Annotated in this window: 5 protein-coding genes and 2 pseudogenes; 6 read left to right on the forward strand and 1 reads right to left on the reverse strand. The window is 41.0% G+C overall.

Annotated features, from left to right (window positions below; translation table 11 throughout):
- Nucleotides 1-19: 19 nt before the first annotated feature.
- The 6 genes and pseudogenes from C9I99_RS00220 to C9I99_RS00245 all read left to right on the forward strand — a co-directional run bounded on the left by C9I99_RS00220 (nt 20) and on the right by C9I99_RS00245 (nt 20,084).
- Nucleotides 20-16,417, forward strand: a complete 16,398-nt coding sequence (locus C9I99_RS00220; RefSeq protein ID WP_107346841.1) for an SDR family NAD(P)-dependent oxidoreductase — start codon at nt 20-22, stop codon at nt 16,415-16,417.
- Entirely contained in the window at nt 16,407-17,003 is a 597-nt protein-coding gene (locus tag C9I99_RS00225) for a DUF6434 domain-containing protein (protein ID WP_107346842.1), read from the forward strand. The genes C9I99_RS00220 and C9I99_RS00225 overlap by 11 nt, the downstream gene beginning before the upstream one ends.
- Before the next feature lie 122 nt (nt 17,004-17,125).
- Nucleotides 17,126-17,404 (forward strand): annotated as a pseudogene (locus C9I99_RS00230) (transposase).
- Nucleotides 17,405-17,587: 183 nt separating this feature from the next.
- Nucleotides 17,588-18,454, forward strand: coding sequence for a 3-hydroxyacyl-CoA dehydrogenase (locus tag C9I99_RS00235; protein ID WP_166645332.1), 867 nt, complete (start codon nt 17,588-17,590; stop codon nt 18,452-18,454).
- 3 nt (nt 18,455-18,457) lie between these two features.
- The gene (locus C9I99_RS00240; RefSeq protein WP_107346844.1) at nt 18,458-19,234 is read left to right on the forward strand and encodes a HEAT repeat domain-containing protein; all 777 of its coding nucleotides are present in this window, start codon (nt 18,458-18,460) and stop codon (nt 19,232-19,234) included.
- A gap of 127 nt (nt 19,235-19,361) precedes the next feature.
- The gene (locus tag C9I99_RS00245) at nt 19,362-20,084 is read left to right on the forward strand and encodes a 4'-phosphopantetheinyl transferase family protein (protein WP_107346845.1); all 723 of its coding nucleotides are present in this window, start codon (nt 19,362-19,364) and stop codon (nt 20,082-20,084) included.
- Here C9I99_RS00245 and C9I99_RS27370 read toward each other — a convergent pair.
- Nucleotides 20,084-20,416 (reverse strand): annotated as a pseudogene (locus tag C9I99_RS27370) (IS481 family transposase); the annotation flags it as partial. The gene C9I99_RS00245 and the pseudogene C9I99_RS27370 sit on opposite strands and share 1 nt — an antisense overlap.
- Between the last annotated feature and the right edge of the window lie 4 nt (nt 20,417-20,420).

Below are 20,420 nucleotides of genomic sequence, written 5' to 3' on the forward strand. Positions count from 1 at the left end.
TTTTTTTGGTAAAGGTCGTATGGAAACGAAAAGCAACAGGAAAAAATTACTTGAACTTATCAAAAGTGGTGAACTTTCGCCGGAGAAAGGATATGAACTGCTAAAAGTATTGCTGCAAGAGAGCCGTGAAGGCAATGTAGACATGAGCGCTAAAGTCGATAATAAGGAAGACATCGCCATTATAGGGATGGCGTGTAAATACGCTGGCGCTGATAATATCGATGAATTTTGGGCTAATCTAAAGAATGGCGTTAACTGTATTACAGAGATACCAAAAGACCGATGGAATGTTCAATCGTTCTATGATCCAAAAGGTGAGAGACCTTTCACTAGTATTTCTAAGTGGGGTGGGTTTGTAAACAACATTTATAACTTTGACTGTGGTTTCTTTAATATATCACCACGCGAAGCTGAACTAATGGACCCACAACAGAGACTTTTTCTTGAGGAATCATATAAGGCGTTAGAACAGTCTGGTTATGGTAAAAGCACCAAAAAAGGGCTTAATTGCGGTGTTTTTGTTGGTTATAGTGATGGAGACTACAAAAATGTGCTGTCTGATTACAACATTCCGCCAGATGCCCATTATTTTATGGGGAATTCTGGGTCCATTCTCGCTGCACGTATTTCATATCACCTCAACCTAAAAGGTGCCAGTATTGCTGTTGATACGGCTTGTTCATCTTCGCTGGTTGCAATAAATCTTGCCTGTAGAAGTATCGTATCAGGTGAAACGGATATGGCTCTTGCGGGTGGAATCACGTTATTTACTACGCCAAACATATACTACCTTACTAGCAAGTCAGGCATGCTTTCAATTGATGGGAAATGTAAGACATTTGATAAAGAAGCCAATGGATTTGTGCCAGGAGAAGGTGTTGGAGTCGTTGTTCTTAAGAGGCTAAGCAAGGCGCTGGAAGACGGCGATTGCATTCACTCTGTAATTAAAGGCTACAAACTTAACCAAGATGGAAAAACAAACGGAATAACAGCACCCAATTCCAACTCACAAACTCAGCTAGAGATGGATGTATATCGGGAATTTAACATTAATCCAGAAACAATCGCTTTTGTCGAGGCTCATGGTACTGGAACAGTGTTAGGAGACCCGATAGAGATAAATGCATTAACGGACGCATTTGCTAAATTTACGTCAAAGAAGAACTTTTGTGGCATAGGGAGTGTAAAGTCCAATATCGGCCATGCGCAATTGGCTGCCGGAGTTGCAGGTGTAATTAAAGCATCGCTGAGCCTCAAACACGAGGTAATAGTACCCACGCTTAATTTTAGTCAGCCGAATCCACACTTGAACCTGGAAGACAGTCCGTTTTATGTAAACACCAAGCTAGAAAAAATTAATGTAACTCAAACAAACAAAGCGACAGTAAGCGCATTTGGTTTTAGCGGCACAAACGCTCATATTGTTATCGAATGCTCCCCTCATAGTGAGAAATCACAAAGTAGCCCCGGCCATTGGCCCATTTGTATTAGTGCTCGAAATGAGGAATCACTGAAACAAAAGGTCTTCGACCTTCTTAGTTGGATTCATGGTGCTGATCACAATGAGGTTAACCTAGCCGATTTGTCTTACACCTTGCTGGTTAAACGAGAGTTATTTCGGTTTAGGAAAGCTTGGGCGGTCAATACGCTAGAAGAGCTGAGGGCCTGTTTGGCGAAAGAGGTGGAGAGCATTGCTACCACGGAAGTAAAATCAGTTGATAGCCGAGACCCTGATAGGCAGCAGATTGCTGAATTCGAACAGCTAAGTAATGCGAAGAATAGCAATTACAAAGAAGTGACACGAATATGTGATCTCTTCAATGAAGGGATTGATTGCCCCTGGCATCTATTGTTCGCAAGTCAATCCGCTCGAACCCTCAATATTCCTACGTACCCGTTTTCTGGCAAGGTGCACAAGATTCAGCAGAATGTCGAGGCTCTGACAGTTGCAAAGCAATTGCAGCATAGGATTGAGTTTAGTGGTAATGAGTTCTTTCTAGAAGATCATACGGTAAACCAGGCTAAGGTTTTGCCTGGGGTATTGTACCTGGAATACGCGCTTCAAGCGGCAAAACGACTTGGATTGCCGGTTGCTGATAAAATTGAAAATGTCGTATGGTTACAACCCTTTATTGTTAACAATACGTCCAACGTGATAACTGTGGAGTTCGTTAAAAAAACACTGGGATGGAATTTCAGGTTTTTTAGCGGCGCAGACTCACAGGTTATTGATCATGCACAGGGGCTTCTTAGCAATGAAGAGAAGCGTTCTGATAAGTCAGAATTACTAGATTTTAATATCCTACGTAAGAATTGCATCGCCAAAATATCCAGAGAGGAACACTATCGGCAATTCAAAACAAGAGGAATAGAACACGGACCACGTATGCAAGGTGTTCAGGTTCTTCTTTGTTCCGATGATGATGCACTTTCTGAGATATCGGCTGTTGGTTGTGCTGATCTCGAGGAGTCAGACTTTCTACTGCATCCGACAGTTTTAGATTCCGCTTTGCAATGTATAACTGCAACTCTGGACAATGAAGAGAGGCAACAAAGGCACTTATATTTACCGTTTGGCATGAAGAATATAGTCGTCTACAAGAAACTCAGTACTATTGCGCTTGCACATGTAAAACCGAACGTCAAGAAAGCAGGCTCGTCCATTTATTCCTATGACATCACGCTTGCAGATAAAAACGGAGTAATACAGGCAACTATTAGCGAATTTACAATGAGAAAGGTGCAGGCAGAAGTAACCGCTGATAAAAAGGAGACTGCGGAATTAGTGACCTACGAGCGTCGCTTTATGCCGGAAGCTGCTAGAAAACGGGAATCGGCTTTAAGTAATGTGATTGTTTATGATCTGAGGTCAGAGGCTAAAGACCGTGACATCGGGTTCGATAAATCCAGCTATGTACTGACCGAAAGTGTTAGTTTTTCTCAATCATCTAACATGTTTAGTGGGGCGTGGCGTAATCCGAAACACATTCGACGGCTTGTTTCTAATCTGGGTCTGAAAGAAATCAATCTTTTGCTAACTGTTACGGACGAGGGTTGTGACATTGATGCAATTATCAGCCTGATACTGGCTTGGTGCCAATACGCCCATACTGAACGGAATAATCTACCTCTAACTATCGTCTGTAGCGTTGAACAGTCCCAACCGGGTTTAGCAGTAAATTTAGCTGCTCTTGAAAGCTTTGCAAAATCCATAAAACTAGAGAGAAAGAATATTCATGTCAGTGTTGTTTTCCATAAACAACCCTTGTCTGAGATAGTGGAAGAAATTGGTGGAGAATTTCGGGAGCACGTACATCACTTAGTTAAGTATTCCAACGGAAAGCGATTTATACAGCGTTTAGTTCCCATTACCCTGCCAGAAGATACTATTGAGTCGTCAATAGAAGATGGAAAACTGTATCTCATTACGGGAGGGGCCGGCAGTCTAGGCCTCATTCTAGGGCAGCATATTGTTCAGCACTATCATTCAAACGTCGTTCTCGTCAGCAGAAGTTGTAGTGAAGAAACTAAAGCTACCTTAAGTGAATTAAATAGTAACGCAAAAGGTACAATCGAATTTCTGGAGGCAGATGTTTCCAATGATGCGCAGCTACACAGCGTAGTTGACAATTTAAAGAAAAAATATGGTGTGATTCATGGTGTGTTTCATATGGCTGGCGTTATTGATGATTCCTACTTTTGGAATAAATCGATGGAAGCTTTTGCGAAGGTGGTCAGCCCTAAAGTAGTCGGCGTCCAGAATCTAGATAGATGTACTACTGGCGAACCTTTGGATTTCTTTGTTTGCTTTTCATCTGTTACGGCCATTACGGGCAACGTAGGGCAAATCGACTATACCTATGCAAATGGATACTTGGATTATTGGGCAAGAGAACGAAACAATGATGTCAGCAAAGGTTTAAGTAATGGAAAAACAATTTCTATTAATTGGCCTTTTTGGGGTGAAGGAGGAATGCAGATTGATGAGAAAGTGGAAGAGCTCCTCAAAAATAATGCAGGAATTCACCGTCTACAATCGGATGATGCTATTCACTTCCTCAAACAGTGCATTCAATCAGACTCTAGCCAAATAGTACTCTATAACGGAAATAAAGAGAAAATACAGCGCTTATTAGGACAACAATTGGAGCAGAAAGTAGTGAAGGTTTCAGCAAATCCCCGTAATGATTTCAATCAATCACAACATCTACGATTGGCAATACAGAGTCAATTAAAAGAAATAATTACTCAACTACTAAAAGTTAGTGATGATGAATTCCGCTTGAACAAAGAAATGAGCGAATACGGGTTTGACTCGATAAGTTTTACAACTTTTGCTAATTCCTTAAACGAAAGATATAGCTTGGAATTAATGCCATTGGTGTTCTTTGAGTACCCTACGATCCAAAAATTAACGGAGCATTTGCTTTCCAATCACCATAAGCACGTAGAACAAGTTCACGGGCAGGTAACGGTGGATTCACAACAAGAAGCGACACCGATAGTTGATAGTCAGCAGGCAGATCGAGAAGAAGCATGCCCGGGGACGCTTAATAATGGCAAGTATGATGCGGATGATATAGCCATTGTTGGTATGAATGCGGTACTACCAAACTCTGCTAATATAACAGAATTTTGGAACCATCTCGTCAACGGAGATGACATGATTAGTGAAGTTCCAAGTGATCGTTGGAATTGGAAGGAGTATCAAAAAGAAACAAGCGAGGATAATTTTCGAACCGAAATCCATTGGGGTGCATTTATGGATGAAATCGACAAATTTGATGCGCCGTTTTTTAATATCTCCCCAAGAGAAGCTCAGTTGATGGATCCGCAGCAACGTCTGTTCTTGCAAACGGTATGGTCTGTGATCGAGGATGCAGGCTATAAAGCCAGCGATTTGGCCGGCTCCAAGACGGGTCTCTTTGTGGGTGTTTCAACACTGGATTACGCGCAATTACTCAATCAGCATCAAGTGCCCATTGATGCCTACACGACGACAGGAAGAGCCCATTCGATTCTTGCCAACAGAGCATCATATTTTTTCGATTTTAGGGGACCAAGTGAGCCTGTTGATACTGCATGCTCTAGTTCACTCATCTCTGTTATAAGGGCGGTAGAGGCTATCCGCAGCGGGAGTTGTGATCAAGCGATTGCGGGTGGGGTTAATGTAATTGCTTCTCCGGAATTGTATGTCGCCTTTAACAAAGCGGGTATGTTGTCTCCTGATGGAAAATGTAAAACGTTTGATGAGTCAGCAAATGGTTATGCAAGAGGAGAGGGTACGGGAGCTCTGTTTCTAAAGAAGTTGAGCAAAGCCACTGAGGACAAGGATCAAATATATGCTGTCATAAAGGGTGGCGCCATTAATCACGGTGGTAAGGCTAATTCATTGACGGCACCAAACCCAGCGGCTCAGAAAGATTTGCTAGTTGATGCGTATTCAAAAGCGAACATATCTCCAGAGAATATTACCTATATCGAGGCGCATGGTACTGGTACAGCACTGGGAGATCCGTTGGAGATTGAGGGATTAAAAAAGGCCTTTAATGAGCTGTTCTTGCGCAGCAATAGCGAAAAACCATCACAAGCTTATTGTGGTATCGGTGCTGTTAAGTCGAATATTGGTCACCTCGAAGCCGCAGCCGGTGTTGCTGGACTCATAAAAACCGCGCTTGCCATCAAATCTAAGACTATTCCACCATCCATCAATTTCCATAGGATCAATCCTTTGATTGATCTGGAGGGGTCTCCTTTCTATATTGTTGATAAATTGAGACCGTGGGATAAGCCTGCTAATTCGCCACGAATTGCTGGTGTTAGTTCATTTGGTTATGGAGGTGCAAATGCTCATGTGGTGCTACAAGAGCACACCCAGTTAACGAGTAACAACGGGGCTTTAACGACGCAACTTATCCCACTATCAGCAATAGAGCCCGAACAATTGCAATCTATTATTGAAAATCTTTATCACTTTCTTATTGATGATAGGGATGCTCTTCAGGAGGAGGTGCTGTCTGATGAGCATAAGGATATTCAACTATTCTTAAGTCAAACGATTCAAAGGATAGGCAAAGTACCTTCTGTTAACGCTAAACAACATCTCGTACAGATAATAAAGGGCCATAAGAACATACAAAAGCTTTGCAAACTAATAGAAGTGGAATATGACATAAGTGTGGATACTACGCTTATTTTTGATTATCCCACCATTGATGATTTAGTCGGTTATATCACGCAAGAGACAACTGGTCAGGAAACATCCATTACAGATAAAAACACTCAAACAAGCTTGGATAGCATCGCTTACACCTTGCAAGTTGGTCGAGAATCAATGGAATACAGACTGTCTATCATTGCCTCTAGTATTGATGAACTAATTCAGAGACTAGGGGAATACGTTAGTGACGCTTCGTTACTTAAAAGAGACTATAGCGACCTAGTGAATTTTGATAAGTCAGAGCAAATGACGTTAGAACATCAAAATGAAATTGAAAAAGCGTTGGCCGACAGTAATATGCCGTCGATTGGTAGATTATGGAAGTCTGGCTGTAATATTGATTGGTCGAAGCTCTATCAAACAATTGGCACGCCAGTGAAAATGAGTTTGCCTACATATCCTTTTGCAAAGGAGCGATATTGGTTCACTATGCCAGAGAATGTGAATAGAACAACCGTTATGCCAACGGTAAGTTCTATACATCCACTTTTAGATGAAAATATTTCTAATATGAACCAACTTTGCTTCAGGAAGACTTTTGCTCCTGAACAGTTCTACATTCATGATCATAATATTGACGGCAATACGATATTACCGGGCGTTGCCTATTTGGAAATGGCCAGAGCCGCGGGAGAACAGGCTGCTTCCCACTCCATTAACCTCATCAGTAATATTATCTGGGGCAATCCAATATTAATACAAGATGAGCCGTTGGATGTGAAGATAGAACTAGTTCAAACAGGTAATAACCTGGCCTTTTCAATAAAGAAAAATGGGGTTGAAAAGGATGTTCTCTATTCGAAGGGTTTGTTGACCAAGTCAGCAGAACTATCGCCTCTGGCAGAACTTGTTAATATCGATGCTCTCAAAGAGAAATGTCAGACACACCATGATCACAATAAACTCTATGAATATTTTTCATCAATGGGCTTTCACTATGGACCCGCTTTTAAGGTATTAGAAGAAGTCTATGTCGGAAACACTGAAGCACTCGGTAAACTCAAGTTTCCAGATGCGGTGCTTGATTTAGCAAACCAGTTCAAGTTACACATTCCGCTTATGGATGGTGCTCTACAAACTGTTTTGGCTATAAATGCAGGCAATACGACGGGGGCAGCTAAAACCTACATTCCGTTTTCCCTTGAAAGACTAGAAATACACAGGGAAATAACGTCTGATTGTTATGCGTTGGTCAAGCTTACGCATGATAAAAACGACATCAGGAAATTTAATATAACCTTGCTTAATAATCGAGGTGAAACCTTAGTACAGTACATCAACTTTACCGCACGTGCGCTTGTGAAGCCTGGTACGACATTAGAGAATAAAAATAATACACAGAACAATGCAGATACATATCTATACAAAAAAGTACTCGAGAGACAATTCATCCAAGCTGCGGACAACTACGACAGTCAGTTATTGTGGTTGGAAGGTATAAATACAGAAGATAATGAGATCGTGTCAGAATTGAGTGGAGATGTATGGCATCTGAGGTCTGACTCCACCCCACTCACGTCTGGTAGAGTATTCGTTATCGATTCAACCAGTGTATCTAAGTACGAGCTACTTCTTGAAGAAATAGTAGAAAACGGTCAGACTAAAATCGACATTGTTCAGGTTTTCAACAACCTTTCAGGTGCAGGTGATAACAGTTCGGACTTCCCTGATTTTGAAAATAAAGTAATGAATAAGCTTTTCTTTCTATCACAACGGTTCACCAAAGACACACCAGATTTACGTATTAACTTTCTATTTGTGGATATCTCGGGTCATGACCAGCACACACCAGCTCATAGTATGTTAGCTGGATTCGGAAAATCGTGTCGAGTTTTTAATCGAAATATTACTAGCAGGAATGTAATAATATCCTGTCAGGAGTTTGATGCGGGTCAGGTTGCCGAAATCATCCGAAATGAACTTATTCAACAGAATGCAAAGACAGGGGAAGAGATCGTATATCACAACGGGAATCGGTTTGTGACTCTTTTGCAAGAGACCGTTGCTGCGACGACCCAGCCGTCGCCAATTAAAGCAGGTGGCACTTATATCATTACAGGTGGAGTAGGTAAGATCGGACTAGCGTGGGCTAAACAAATGACGAACCTATACAATATCAATCTGATTCTGACGGGACGAACTGCACCGACCGGGCAGCAAAATGAACTAATACAAGAAATGTCAAAAAAAGGCTCATCCGTTATATTTCGTGTTGCAGATATCAGTGATAAAAAGCAGGTTAGCAGTTTAGTTCATGCGGTAGAATTAACTCACGGGTCGATCAACGGTATTTTTCATGCCGCCGGTAGCATTTCCGAAGTTCAATTACCTAATATGAAGTTAGAAGAATTTAAGGCGATATGGAAGGCAAAAATATACGGTGCGCAGAACTTAAGTGAGGTTTTAGCGAATAAAAACATAGATTTCTTCGTGATGTTCTCGTCAGTGTCCTCAATTATCGGCGATTTTGGAGCCTGCAATTATGCTATGGCTAACGCATATTTAGATGCTTTCTGTCTTAAACGAAATAGTGATCCACAAAGCAAAGGGATAACGATATCATTAAGTTTACCACTCCTAGATGAAGGTAACATGCAGATACCAGAAAGGTATAAATCTTCATATGTAGCATCTACTGGAATGACGACTATGAAGGTAGCTGAAGCTTATTCTGCATTTAATCATGTTTATGGTTCTGACAACCGTCACGTAATCATCGTAAAAGGCAAGAAACAACAGATAGAGAAAATGTTGCTTCCTGCAAGGAAGTCTACTGACGTGCATGAAGCAGAGAGTGTTCAAGCTCCGGCCACTAAGCAGATACCATCAAATCAAAATCTTACACTAGACGATGTTTTGACATATTTAAAGGATCTGTTTGCCAAGACCCTTAAAATGAGCCCTGACTCATTTCAGATAGGAACCCCTTTTGAAAAATATGGAATTGACTCAATGATGGTCATGGAGCTCAACGACATATTAGGTAAGCATTTTGAAGCGTTGCCACAAACGCTATTTTTCGAGTATTTCAACTTAAAAGAACTCGCTGGCTATTTCTTTGATGAGTATCACACGGTGCTTGTTAAGCTGATTAGCAAAACTGGTGAGGGTAATAATGAGATAACTGTGGATGTGCCGGAAAAAGCAGAAGAGAAAGCCGGCTTCTCAGATGAGGATTTGTTTACTAAGAGCCAAGAACTGTTGAGTGGTTTATTGGCGGAAACGTCAAAGTTACCAATTAATAAAATCAAACCGAATACACCTTTTGATAAATATGGGATCGACTCCATGATTATCATGGACTTAAATACCAAACTTGAGAGTTATTTTAGTGAGGTTCCGCAGACACTATTTTTTGAGTACCAGACTATAAAGGAACTAACAGCGTATTTTGTTAATAATGAAAGAAGTCGTCTCTGTGAGATATTTGACATTAATACCCAGAGCGGCAGTCATCCGCAAACCGCAACAGATACTTCCAAAGAGAGTACTAGCGAAGCTACGATGTCATCGACCCCCGCTTCTAATAAACCTGGTATGGGACTGAAGAAAAGTAACAAGTTGGTTGACCGCGAAGTAGGAGATATCGCAGTTATCGGTATGTCAGGAAGATACCCAATGGCTAAAGACCTTGAGGCGTTCTGGGACAACCTGTCGCAAGGGAAGGATTGCATCGAAGAAATCCCAATTGAACGGTTTGATCACCGTGAATATTATGATCCAGAGCCGTACACGCGCGGTAAGAGCATAAGCAAATGGGGTGGTTTCATAAACAACATAAAGGATTTCGACGCAGATTTTTTTAATGTTATCCCTCGTGTCGCTAATATGATGGATCCCCAGGAAAGGCTATTTCTGGAGACGGTGTATTCAACGATTGAAAACGCAGGGTACTTTCCAAACAAACTAGTTAACATCCCAGATTCCACCTACAAGACAAACGTAGGGGTATATTTGGGTTTTATGTACGATGACTACAAGATGCTGGAAGCTGAAGAAGTAATGAAGGGGAACCTAGACGCTATTACAGGGTATTGGAATGCGTCACTTGCTAACAGAATATCGTATCAATTTGATTTCACAGGACCTAGTGTCGTGTTAGATACTGCTTGTTCATCATCACTTATCGCAATTCACATGGCGTGCGAAAGTATTCGCAATAAAGAGTGTTACCAAGCGGTTGCAGGAGGGGTAAACCTGTCTTATCACCCTTCTAAATATGTCCGTTTGTCGCTAATGGGGATGGCTTCGTCCGATGGTAGATGCAGAAGTTTCGGTGAGGGTGGAGATGGTTACGTTCCTGGTGAAGGTGTTGGTGCTGTTTTACTCAAACCTCTTGATGCGGCCATTAGAGACAATGATAACATTATGGCTGTCGTAAAAGGATCTGCAGTGAATCACGGCGGTAAAACAAACGGTTTCTCTGTACCTAACCCGAATGCGCAAGCAGAGGTTATAGAGATTGCTCAGCAAAATGCGCAGATTAAGCCGCGGGAAATAAGCTACGTAGAAACACATGGAACGGGCACGCCTCTTGGGGACCCGATTGAGATTCTTGGGCTTAATAAGATATTTAAGAAAAGCACAAAGGACACGGAATTCTGCTATTTGGGGTCAGTGAAATCAAACGTAGGCCACTGTGAGGGTGCTGCTGGTGTTGCTGCTTTCTCCAAAACAGTGCTACAACTTAAACATAAAAAGATAGCACCATCCCTGCATTCTTCTGAGCTCAATAAAAAAATCGATTTTCGTAAGTCGCCTTTCACCATTAACCAGAAACTAAAAACATGGAACAGACCCGTTATTGTGTCTGATGGTCATGAGCCAAAAGAATTGCTACGTACGGCCGGTATAAGCTCCTTTGGTGCCGGAGGCGTAAACGGTCACATCATCATACAAGAGTGGCAACAAGAGGCTTATCGTCGGATTGCAGGGGAAGAGAAAACGCTCATTGTACTATCAGCCAAGAACCAAGACCGGTTAATTGAATATGTAAGAAGCTGGGATAAGCATATATCTAAGCACCAAGAAGAGTTGAGTTTAGAGCAGGTTGCCTATGTCGCGCAGACGGGAAGGGAGTTCTTTAAATGTAGACTGGCTGTAATCGCAAGCAGCCTAGAGGAGCTGCTGAGCCTACTAAGGGACTACTTAAATGACGAAAAGAAGAGTGACCTCCTTTATGGTGAAGCTGAAGACGGCGAAGAGTTGGAATCAGGCATCTATGATGGCGCAGTAAGCTCAGATACCATTCGATATCTCGCTGAAAGGTGGGTTAGTGGTGCCAATGTTGATTTCAATAAGCTCTACACTCAGGGGCAACCGAGGAAAGTAGAATTACCGGGTTATCCTTTCACAAGGAAAGAATACTGGATCCCTATTGCCGGAAAAGTTGAATTACAACCTGTTGAGGACAGAGTAAAGGCAGCCGAACTCATTCCGAAAAGGAAGTCAACAACTAATACCCAATTAGAGGAGCAAAAGAGTGGAACAACTACAGATACATCCTTATTGGAGATTAAAAATAAGCTAAAACACATTCTTGGAGAGATAACTCAAATGCCTGCAGATGAGATATCAGACACCATTGAATTCTCCGAACTGGGCATTGACTCCATTACGATTCAGCAGTTTAGTAAGAAATTGCTTGGTGAGTATAGCGACTTAAGTGAAACAGCCGTTTTTGCCTATCAGAGTATAGGGGAGATGGGCGGTTACATTCTGGAGAATATGAGTCAGACGGTCATTGAGAAGCCGCAAGCAATTGCAGCGCAGGAGAAAGTGGACGTACAGATTAGCAAAAGTACGAATAACTCGCTTGAAGGTACAAAGAAACGGCTTACTAATATGCTCGCTGAAATAATTGGTCAAAGACCGGAAGAGATAGACTCAGATACGCCTTTCTCTGAATATGGTATTGACTCCATTACGATTGCACAATTTACAGCAAAAATACTGAAGGTATTCGAGGACGTTAGTGAAACTGCCTTGTTTGCTTACCAGACTATCATTGAGCTAGCTGAGTATTTGGTACTAACCGAAGCATCGACTCTTGCAGAGAATGTTTCGGTCGACGCACCGATGGAAGAAACAGTTGCAGTTGAGCAAATGACAGAAGTGGCTCCAACAAAGACCGTTAACAGTTCGTCTAATGACATTGCCATTATTGGTGTATCGGTGAAGGTACCAGGGGCCAATGGAATTGACGATTTGTGGGCTAATTTACTGAATAAAAAGACCAGTATTAGTGAGATAAAAGAAGATAGATTGAACCTAAAAGGTAGCTTCTCCAAAGACAAGGAGGACGGAAAAACATATTCACGTTGGGGAGGGCTGATTGAAGACGTTGATAAGTTTGACCCGCTCTTTTTTAACATTTCCCCTAAAGAGGCAGAAGTTGTTGATCCACAAGAACGATTGTTTCTTCAGTCGGCGTGGGAACTACTTGAAGATGCCGGGTACACGAAAGATAATATATCAAAATCGAGAAACGTTGGAGTATTTATTGGTGTTACTACGCCAAGTTACAATGTCCTGGGATTGGAAGAACAATTCAAAGGCAAAAAAAATGTGTTTTCGAGTGTTTCATTTGCATCCATAGCGAATCGTGTATCTTATGTTCTAAATCTTAACGGGCCTAGTGTTGCAGTCGACACAATGTGTTCATCATCGCTGGTGGCAATTCATGAAGCATGTGGAAAATTATTATCCGGTGAGTGTGATACTGCAATTGCAGGCGGAGTCAACCTCTATCTTCATCCTTCAAGAATAGTCGATCTTTGCAGAACAAAATTGCTTGCTGATGATGAGCTAAATCGTAGCTTTACTTCGGGGGGGATCGGCTTTGTACCGGGTGAGAGCGTTACTAGTATTTTGCTAAAGCCACTCAAGCAAGCAGAAATGGATAATGACCATATCTATGGCGTTATCAAAGGATCCGCGGTGAAACATACTGGTAGAACTAACGCGTACTTCACGCCCAACCCAAAAGCTTATGAACAAACTATTAAAAGTGCGCTGGAAAATGCACAAGTTGATCCAGCTACCGTGAGTTATATAGAGGCACAGGCAACAGGATCTGAATTGTCAGATGCCATAGAACTAGAAAGTATTCAAAATGCTTATGCTTCTGGTCGAAAAGGTACAATCAAGATTGGGTCCCTAAAACCAAACCTTGGTCATTCAGAAGCGGCATCCGGAGTAACGCAGCTTGTGAAAGTCTTGTTGCAGTTTAAACATGAACAACTGTTACCAACTATTCTTCACGGAAAGCTCAACCCAAGATTCAACTTTGGCAAGTCAATTGTACATATTCAAAAAGAAACAGAGAAGTGGAGTACCTTTTCGTCTGATTCTACTCGGTTACGAGCTGGGGTGAGTTCGTACGGTGCAGGGGGGACTGGTGGCCACATTATCCTTGAGAGGTACAACCAACAAGAAAAACATAGTTCCGCTTCCTCAAATATATTCAATTTCTCGGCCAAAACAGCTTCCTCTTTGAAAGCTTACCTAATTCGTTTCCGCAATTTCTTGGAAAATAACGAGGATATCAATTTATCAAGGGTAGCAAGAACGCTTCAGGTGGGAAGAGAGCAATTCAAATGCCGAATCGCTGTTGTGGCAGATGATATATACGAATTATTAGGAAAGCTAAAGAAGATAATCGACCAAATACAAGCAGGCGATGCTAAGTTAACACCGGTTAAAATGGTGAGAAAAACAGTAATTGATTGGAGTATCTATCGTCAGCAATTTATTAATGCAGAGTTCGATGATTTAATTAAACTTTGGTTGGATGGCGATAACATAGATTGGCAGAGTATATATGGAGAAGAAGAGATCACACGAATATCGCTTCCTACATATTCATTTGATGAAAGAATATGTTGGGTAACGCAGAGCAAGGACAGCGATACCAATGTCAGAGCCGAGCTAGCTACTAGCAATCATAACGAAGTTAAAAAACCGGAAGAGAGTTACCTGTCAACAGAACTGGTATCCGGTGAGAGCATTGATGAAACAATAGAGTCCAATCTTTCTGACGAAGAAAAGCAACTGTTGCAAGGTCAGTTTATGATTTCCAACTATTTAGGCTTATATTTACTTCAGAAAATGCAAGATAGAAGGGTATTGTTTGGCAGCGGTATGTACAACTTGGACGAAATAATCGAAGCACTGCAAATGCCTGGGCAGTATTGGTACGTCATAAGAAATTTCCTGAACTTACTCGAAAAAAATGGACTTGTGGAACAGGATAATGAGCAGTACACATTAACAGCATTGGCCTTATCTAAAGAATGTAAGGACCAAATGAGGAACATTAACTCAAGAGATCAGCTTATTTTAAGAGCTATGCCTGAATTCACACCATTCATTCAGCTCTTCAAAGCATTTAATGGCACCATTGGTGAACATAATGCAGAGGAGAAAAATGTTGTTAGGTTACTTCAATCAGAGGAAGTACAGGCAGCTATACCTCATGTATTGAGTGGAGAGCATAGGCTTTCAGCTGCTCTAAAATATCAGCTGAATCTGCTATTGAGTGAAAAATATTCTAATGTTGATAGCGAACTTGCAATCGTTGATTTTGGTATTCAAACATCAATGATAGGCAATACAATAATTAATGCACTATCTGAGAAGTTTAATTCAATCCGATATCATGTAAAGGATCATCCGCTGCCCAATATTAGTGCTGCTCTATCGATAGGTAAGGAAAATGTGTTGATTACACCATTAAATGAAGAGTTTGGTGAAATTAATGCCCCACATAAAATACTGCTGTTACCATTCAAATGTGACGAAGACATTACCATGTTTGTCGACTCCAATACGCTCGTTATTAGCTATATGCCTATTGAGACTGAGTTGTTGGCACTTACTTTGGGATGGCAACGAGAGTCTTATGCTTCAATTCCTATAGTTGGTGCTGAGAAAACGTATTTCACCAGAAACCGCTATTCAGCTTTGCACTTGCAAGCCAGACTTAAAATAGGAAATTGGTTGACAGTTTATGACTCCGAAACAATTGATTCAGATAACGATGAGTTAGTCCATCTGGTGTTAGAAGAGTTTGCAGGCGTTCTTAATATGGATGCATCTGAAATTGATGAAAACGCTGATTTAAGTGAATATGGCGTCAATTCCATTCTCTTCACCAGGATTTTCAGCTCTTTGAATGAGAAAAACGGGAACAATTTGGATGCATCAGCGTTCATTGAATGTAAAACCGTTGCGGAAGTCGCAAATGTCATAGCGCTGACGGAATCAACTATGGAGGTTGCTAAAGATATCATACACTCGGTGCAGCAAAATACATCAATGATCGATATCCAAAGTGATTTCTTCCAGGCAAAAAGTGGCATCAATTATGAGATCCATGTTGAAGGTAGCGGCCAACCAGTCGTGTTTCTTACTGCGTTGGCATTCACGTTTGGCATCTGGGAAGAACAGCTCAACTATTTCAAGGAAACGAATCAAGTCATTCTGCTTAACTTACCTGCTCACGGAAATAGCGGCTATGATGGGCAGAAACTGACTTTCGATCTTATTGCAGATGATATTGCCTCTCTTTTAGATAGCTACAGCATTGTTAAAGCACATGTCGTAGGCTGGTGTATGGCAGGCAATATAGCGCAAGTATTTGCAAATAAATATCAATCGAGGATTTCGTCATTGGCGTTGCTGAATACAACGGCAGAAGATGCGGGGTTACGAGGTATCAATGGGGAAGATCTAAAGAGCTACTCTAACGATCCGTTAGCCACTTATGATCTCGAATTTCAAAATATTTATCAAGGAGAATACTTTACCAACCCCGGTAAGATCCAAAAATATCTAGGAAAAATCAGATGCGCGCATAGTTCAGTAAATCTCACCGCTCTAATGTATTATATAGATAGTCTTTTCCAATTCGATTTCCTCTCTCAATTGAAAGATATTAACGTGAGAACACTTGTTGTTGCGGGATCGATGGATATCACATACCCACCCGAACAAGTTAAGGCGCTACACAATGAGTTACCTGATTCTGTATATATTGAATTTAAGAAAGGGGGTCACATGCCATTTCTAAATGAGTATACAGATTTCAATCAAGTGCTAAGCAAATTTATTCATGATGATGCTGTAGAAGCCTTTGCGGATAATTCGGTAAATCTTCTGATCGAAACAGCGAAGAGGATGGAAAATGAGTGCTAATTATCAGAAGCCTGCATTAGACAACAGGATATCGGTAGAAGACTTTCAGCAACATTATTGGCTGAAAAAAGAGTTGGCAAAATTTTGTGTGGAAAACAATCTTGGGACGTCAGGTTTGAAAATGGAAATGGAAACAAGGATTATTACTTTTTTAAAAACCGGTGAAAGAGTTGCTGTCAAACCGGGAAAGATACATAGCAGGAATGAGCCCATTGTTAATTATCACAAAGGTCCATTTTCAAGGGCAACACCGATTACGTCTACTCTTAAAAGGACTCGGGTAGTGCGGGAGTTCTTTATCCAAGAAATCGGTACCAAGTTCCATTTCACCATTCGTCTGAATAAATATTTAAGAGAAAATATAGGAAAAACATTTGGAGACGCTATAGAGGACTGGTTGAAAGAAGATCACCTTAAAAACCAACCTGGCTATAAATCGGCCATTGTACCTCAATGTCAATATAATCAATATATCAGAGACTATATGGCAGAGAAGCCAGAGAGTAGTTTTAAAGAGGCTGTTGAGAGCTGGAACAGTATTAGAGACCAGAAAGGGGATCACAAATTTAGAACTACCGTTAAATGAAAAGAATAAATAGCTTTATGGGTGTGATTATTATTGCAACTCGAGATTCTGAACGCGTTTGTATTATCCATTGATAAACCCCAGCTTCGCTGGGGTGACTCGCATACCGATAGGTTTGGCCCATACAGGTTGGGATTATCCCTAAGAAGGGGAAATTGCTCTATGGTACAATAAGAAAGCATCTAGGTACGACTTGTAAAGTATTTGATAACAAATGTTGTAGGTTACTCAAAAGGGAAGAGTGCAATTTTAATTGCAAAGAATCTCCGAGGTAGGCATAGAAATTTTAAAGGAGAATGGCTTTGGCTCGAGGGTACTTTGTTTCAACAGTTGGCTAGGATGAATATGAGGTTATAAAAGGTATACGGAAAGAAGAACAAGACGATGAGCAACGAGATTAACTGAAGTTAGGTATATAGTGGCGCCTTTTAGCCCTTGAATTGCGTAATCAAATAAGCCTCAGGCTTGCTGGCGGTCATTAAACTATCGTATCGAACAGGTAGAATTCAGGAATGAACAATGGGACTGTGATCTGTGATCAAAGCAGAAAAATAACAGTCTACCTAGAATTAGGAGAGGGAAGAATGTTAGGAAATATTACTTGTATTGGTGCAGGCCATATGGGACAGCAAATCGCTTTACAATGCGCTGTAAACGGATTTAACGTTTCGCTTTTCAGCAGAAAAAAGGAAGGGCTAGGTAAGGCAAAAAGCAGCATCCAAGCCTTTTGCTTACGATTGGTTCACTTAAAAATTATTGAGCAGAATCAGATTAATGAGATAGTACAAAGAATTAATTTCACAACCGATCTAATCGAAGCTACCTCAGATTCCGATATACTAATCGAATGCGTTGTTGAGGACTTGGAAATAAAGCGCAAGCTTTTCAAGCAGCTTGAATCTATCTGTCCCGAGAAAACCATTTTCTGCACAAATACATCAGCCATTGTACCATCTAAAATAGCAAGCGTATTCAACACCCCTGGACGCTTTATTGCAGTTCACTTTCATACTTATGTATGGGAAATGAATTTCGTCGATATCATGCCGCATCCCCAGACGGACCCAGAGACATTGAAAGTCATTAAACAGTTTGTAATTAAGATTAAACAGATTCCTATCGTAATGAGCAAAGAATCAGCCGGATATATATTCACAGCCCTTCTAAGCTCTCTCAATAATACCGCGATTAAGTTGGCAAGAGAAGGCGTGGCCAGTGTGGGAGAGATTGATAAATCCTGGAGAGCTGCCATGAAAATGCCTATGGGACCTTTCGGTATAATGGATTACATCGGTCTTGATACGCTTCGTGATATTTGCCAGTATTGGGGGGAAGAGCGGAATGATAGTGAAGCTCTTAAGAATGCAGATTACTTGAATGAATTTGTTTCTGAAGGCAATTTGGGAATCAAGTCTGGTAAAGGATTTTATGATTACACGAAGAAGAGATAAAGTATGATTTCTGAAGCAAGAAAGAAGCGAGGCGAAATCGACGCGAGTTACATTAAATACCATCAAAGTTTGTTCAGTAATCAGTTGGTGTTACTTATCAATGATAAAGATCCGCAGAAAAGAAGTGTTGCCGCCACAATCTTAGGAGAGCGAAAATGGCAACAAGCTACACCCATACTATGTGAAAGATTGAGCAAAGAAAAATCACTTTATAGCAAAATCGCAATTTCTGATGCAATCGTAGAATTGGGCTCGGGGAGCATTCCCGAGCTTGTAAGCTATATTGGGAAAGTAGGTAAGAATCAACATCACAGATTACCTGATGGTATTTTTAGAAAAAAAAGTTATCCACTACCCAGAGATATCATTATAAGAACAATTATCAGGATGAAAACGCCTGCGCTACCTCATCTTCAGGCGCTGCTGGTTAGCAGTGAGCCAAAAGTATTATTAGAAGTTGTGGATGCTATTGGCTTTATTACCTTTTATTCAAAGGATTATCGGGCTTTAGATGACATGTTGTCAACGTTTGACCTCAGTTTTGATTCAGAAATTCTGCGTTGGAAAGTCATTAGATCTTTTCAGAGTTTCCCAAAGAAGGAAGTTGTTCATAAATTGGATCGGATATTCAGAGAGAGTGATATCGCAGCTCATCGTTGGGAAGCAGTTAGAAGTTTGGCTCAAATACGTATTCATGGAGCGTTAGACATTGTTCGAGATGCTCTGCAAGATTCCGATGAATTCGTGTCAGAGATGGCGGAAATAGCGTTGAGGTGGTAGAAGGTTGCTATGTTCATAAAACGTGTTGGCATGCTTTGTATCTAGTGATCAAGGATTCAATGTTAGCTCGCAGCCGACCGGATACTAGCGTGCAATTCCTACTTTATAATTAAGCTCGGCAAATAAAATGATGATATTAGGTACAAAACCATTTATTTTAAATACGCAGCGTTTTAGAAAGTTTGCTACAAGTGATGCGATCATATATCTGAGCGAATTTAATAAGGACTCATATTGTGATTCAATGTTTAAACGACTTGGAGTACATTTCCCTCATCGTTTAAATAATGCTGTTGATAAACGGAAAGCCGAGTTTTTAACTGGACGCTACTGTGCAAGCAAAGCGTTGCAAGAAATTGGAGTTAAAAACTACACAGTGTCTGCTGATGAGCATCGGTGTCCGTTATGGCCAGAACACGTTGCTGGCTCGATATCACATAGTCACAATATTGCAGTTGCTGCAGTTGCGTTTAAAACAACTATATTTGGTATTGGCATTGACATAGAGAAAATACTTTCTGCAGAGATGGTGAATGGTATTAAGGAACAGGTTCTTTTTGGTCACGAGAGTGGACTACTTGATATAGACTATATATCTAATGAAATAATGGTTTCACTTATATTCTCAATCAAGGAGAGCTTTTTTAAAGCGGCATACCCTTCAACTGGCCATTATTTTGGTTTTGATGCCGTCAGTATCGATTACTTGGATTTCACTTCCAATATTTTCCGACTGACTTTGTTGCAGGATCTAAACAAATTACTAAGGAAGGGTGCTACATACGCAGGTAAATTCACTTTTCTTAACGGACACGTTTTTTCGATATTAACCATTCAGAAGCAATCATAATGACCTGGATGGACGGTTTCTATCTCACCGCAGGCTTCCTCATCATCCTTTTTCTTCTCAAGGGCTGCGACTTGAGACTCGGTTAGGATGATGCCTTCCTTAGCGACTTTGCGTTCCAGAGCTAAGAGGCGTTGGTTCATATTGGCAAGACCGTGCCTTAACCAAATGCTACGAACACCGCTAGGTGACACAAAAATAGTTTGTTTACGAAGTTCATTGCTAGTTCTAGTCTGGCCGTGAGTGAGTTCTTCAAGTGAGTAATCTAAGACGGCTTTTCCGACGACTTCGTCCACTCGGTTTTTATGATTTGGTTTACGTCTGTTCTTATGTATGCGC

It is taken from the genome of Photobacterium lutimaris, from assembly GCF_003025555.1.
Classification (GTDB): domain Bacteria; phylum Pseudomonadota; class Gammaproteobacteria; order Enterobacterales; family Vibrionaceae; genus Photobacterium; species Photobacterium lutimaris.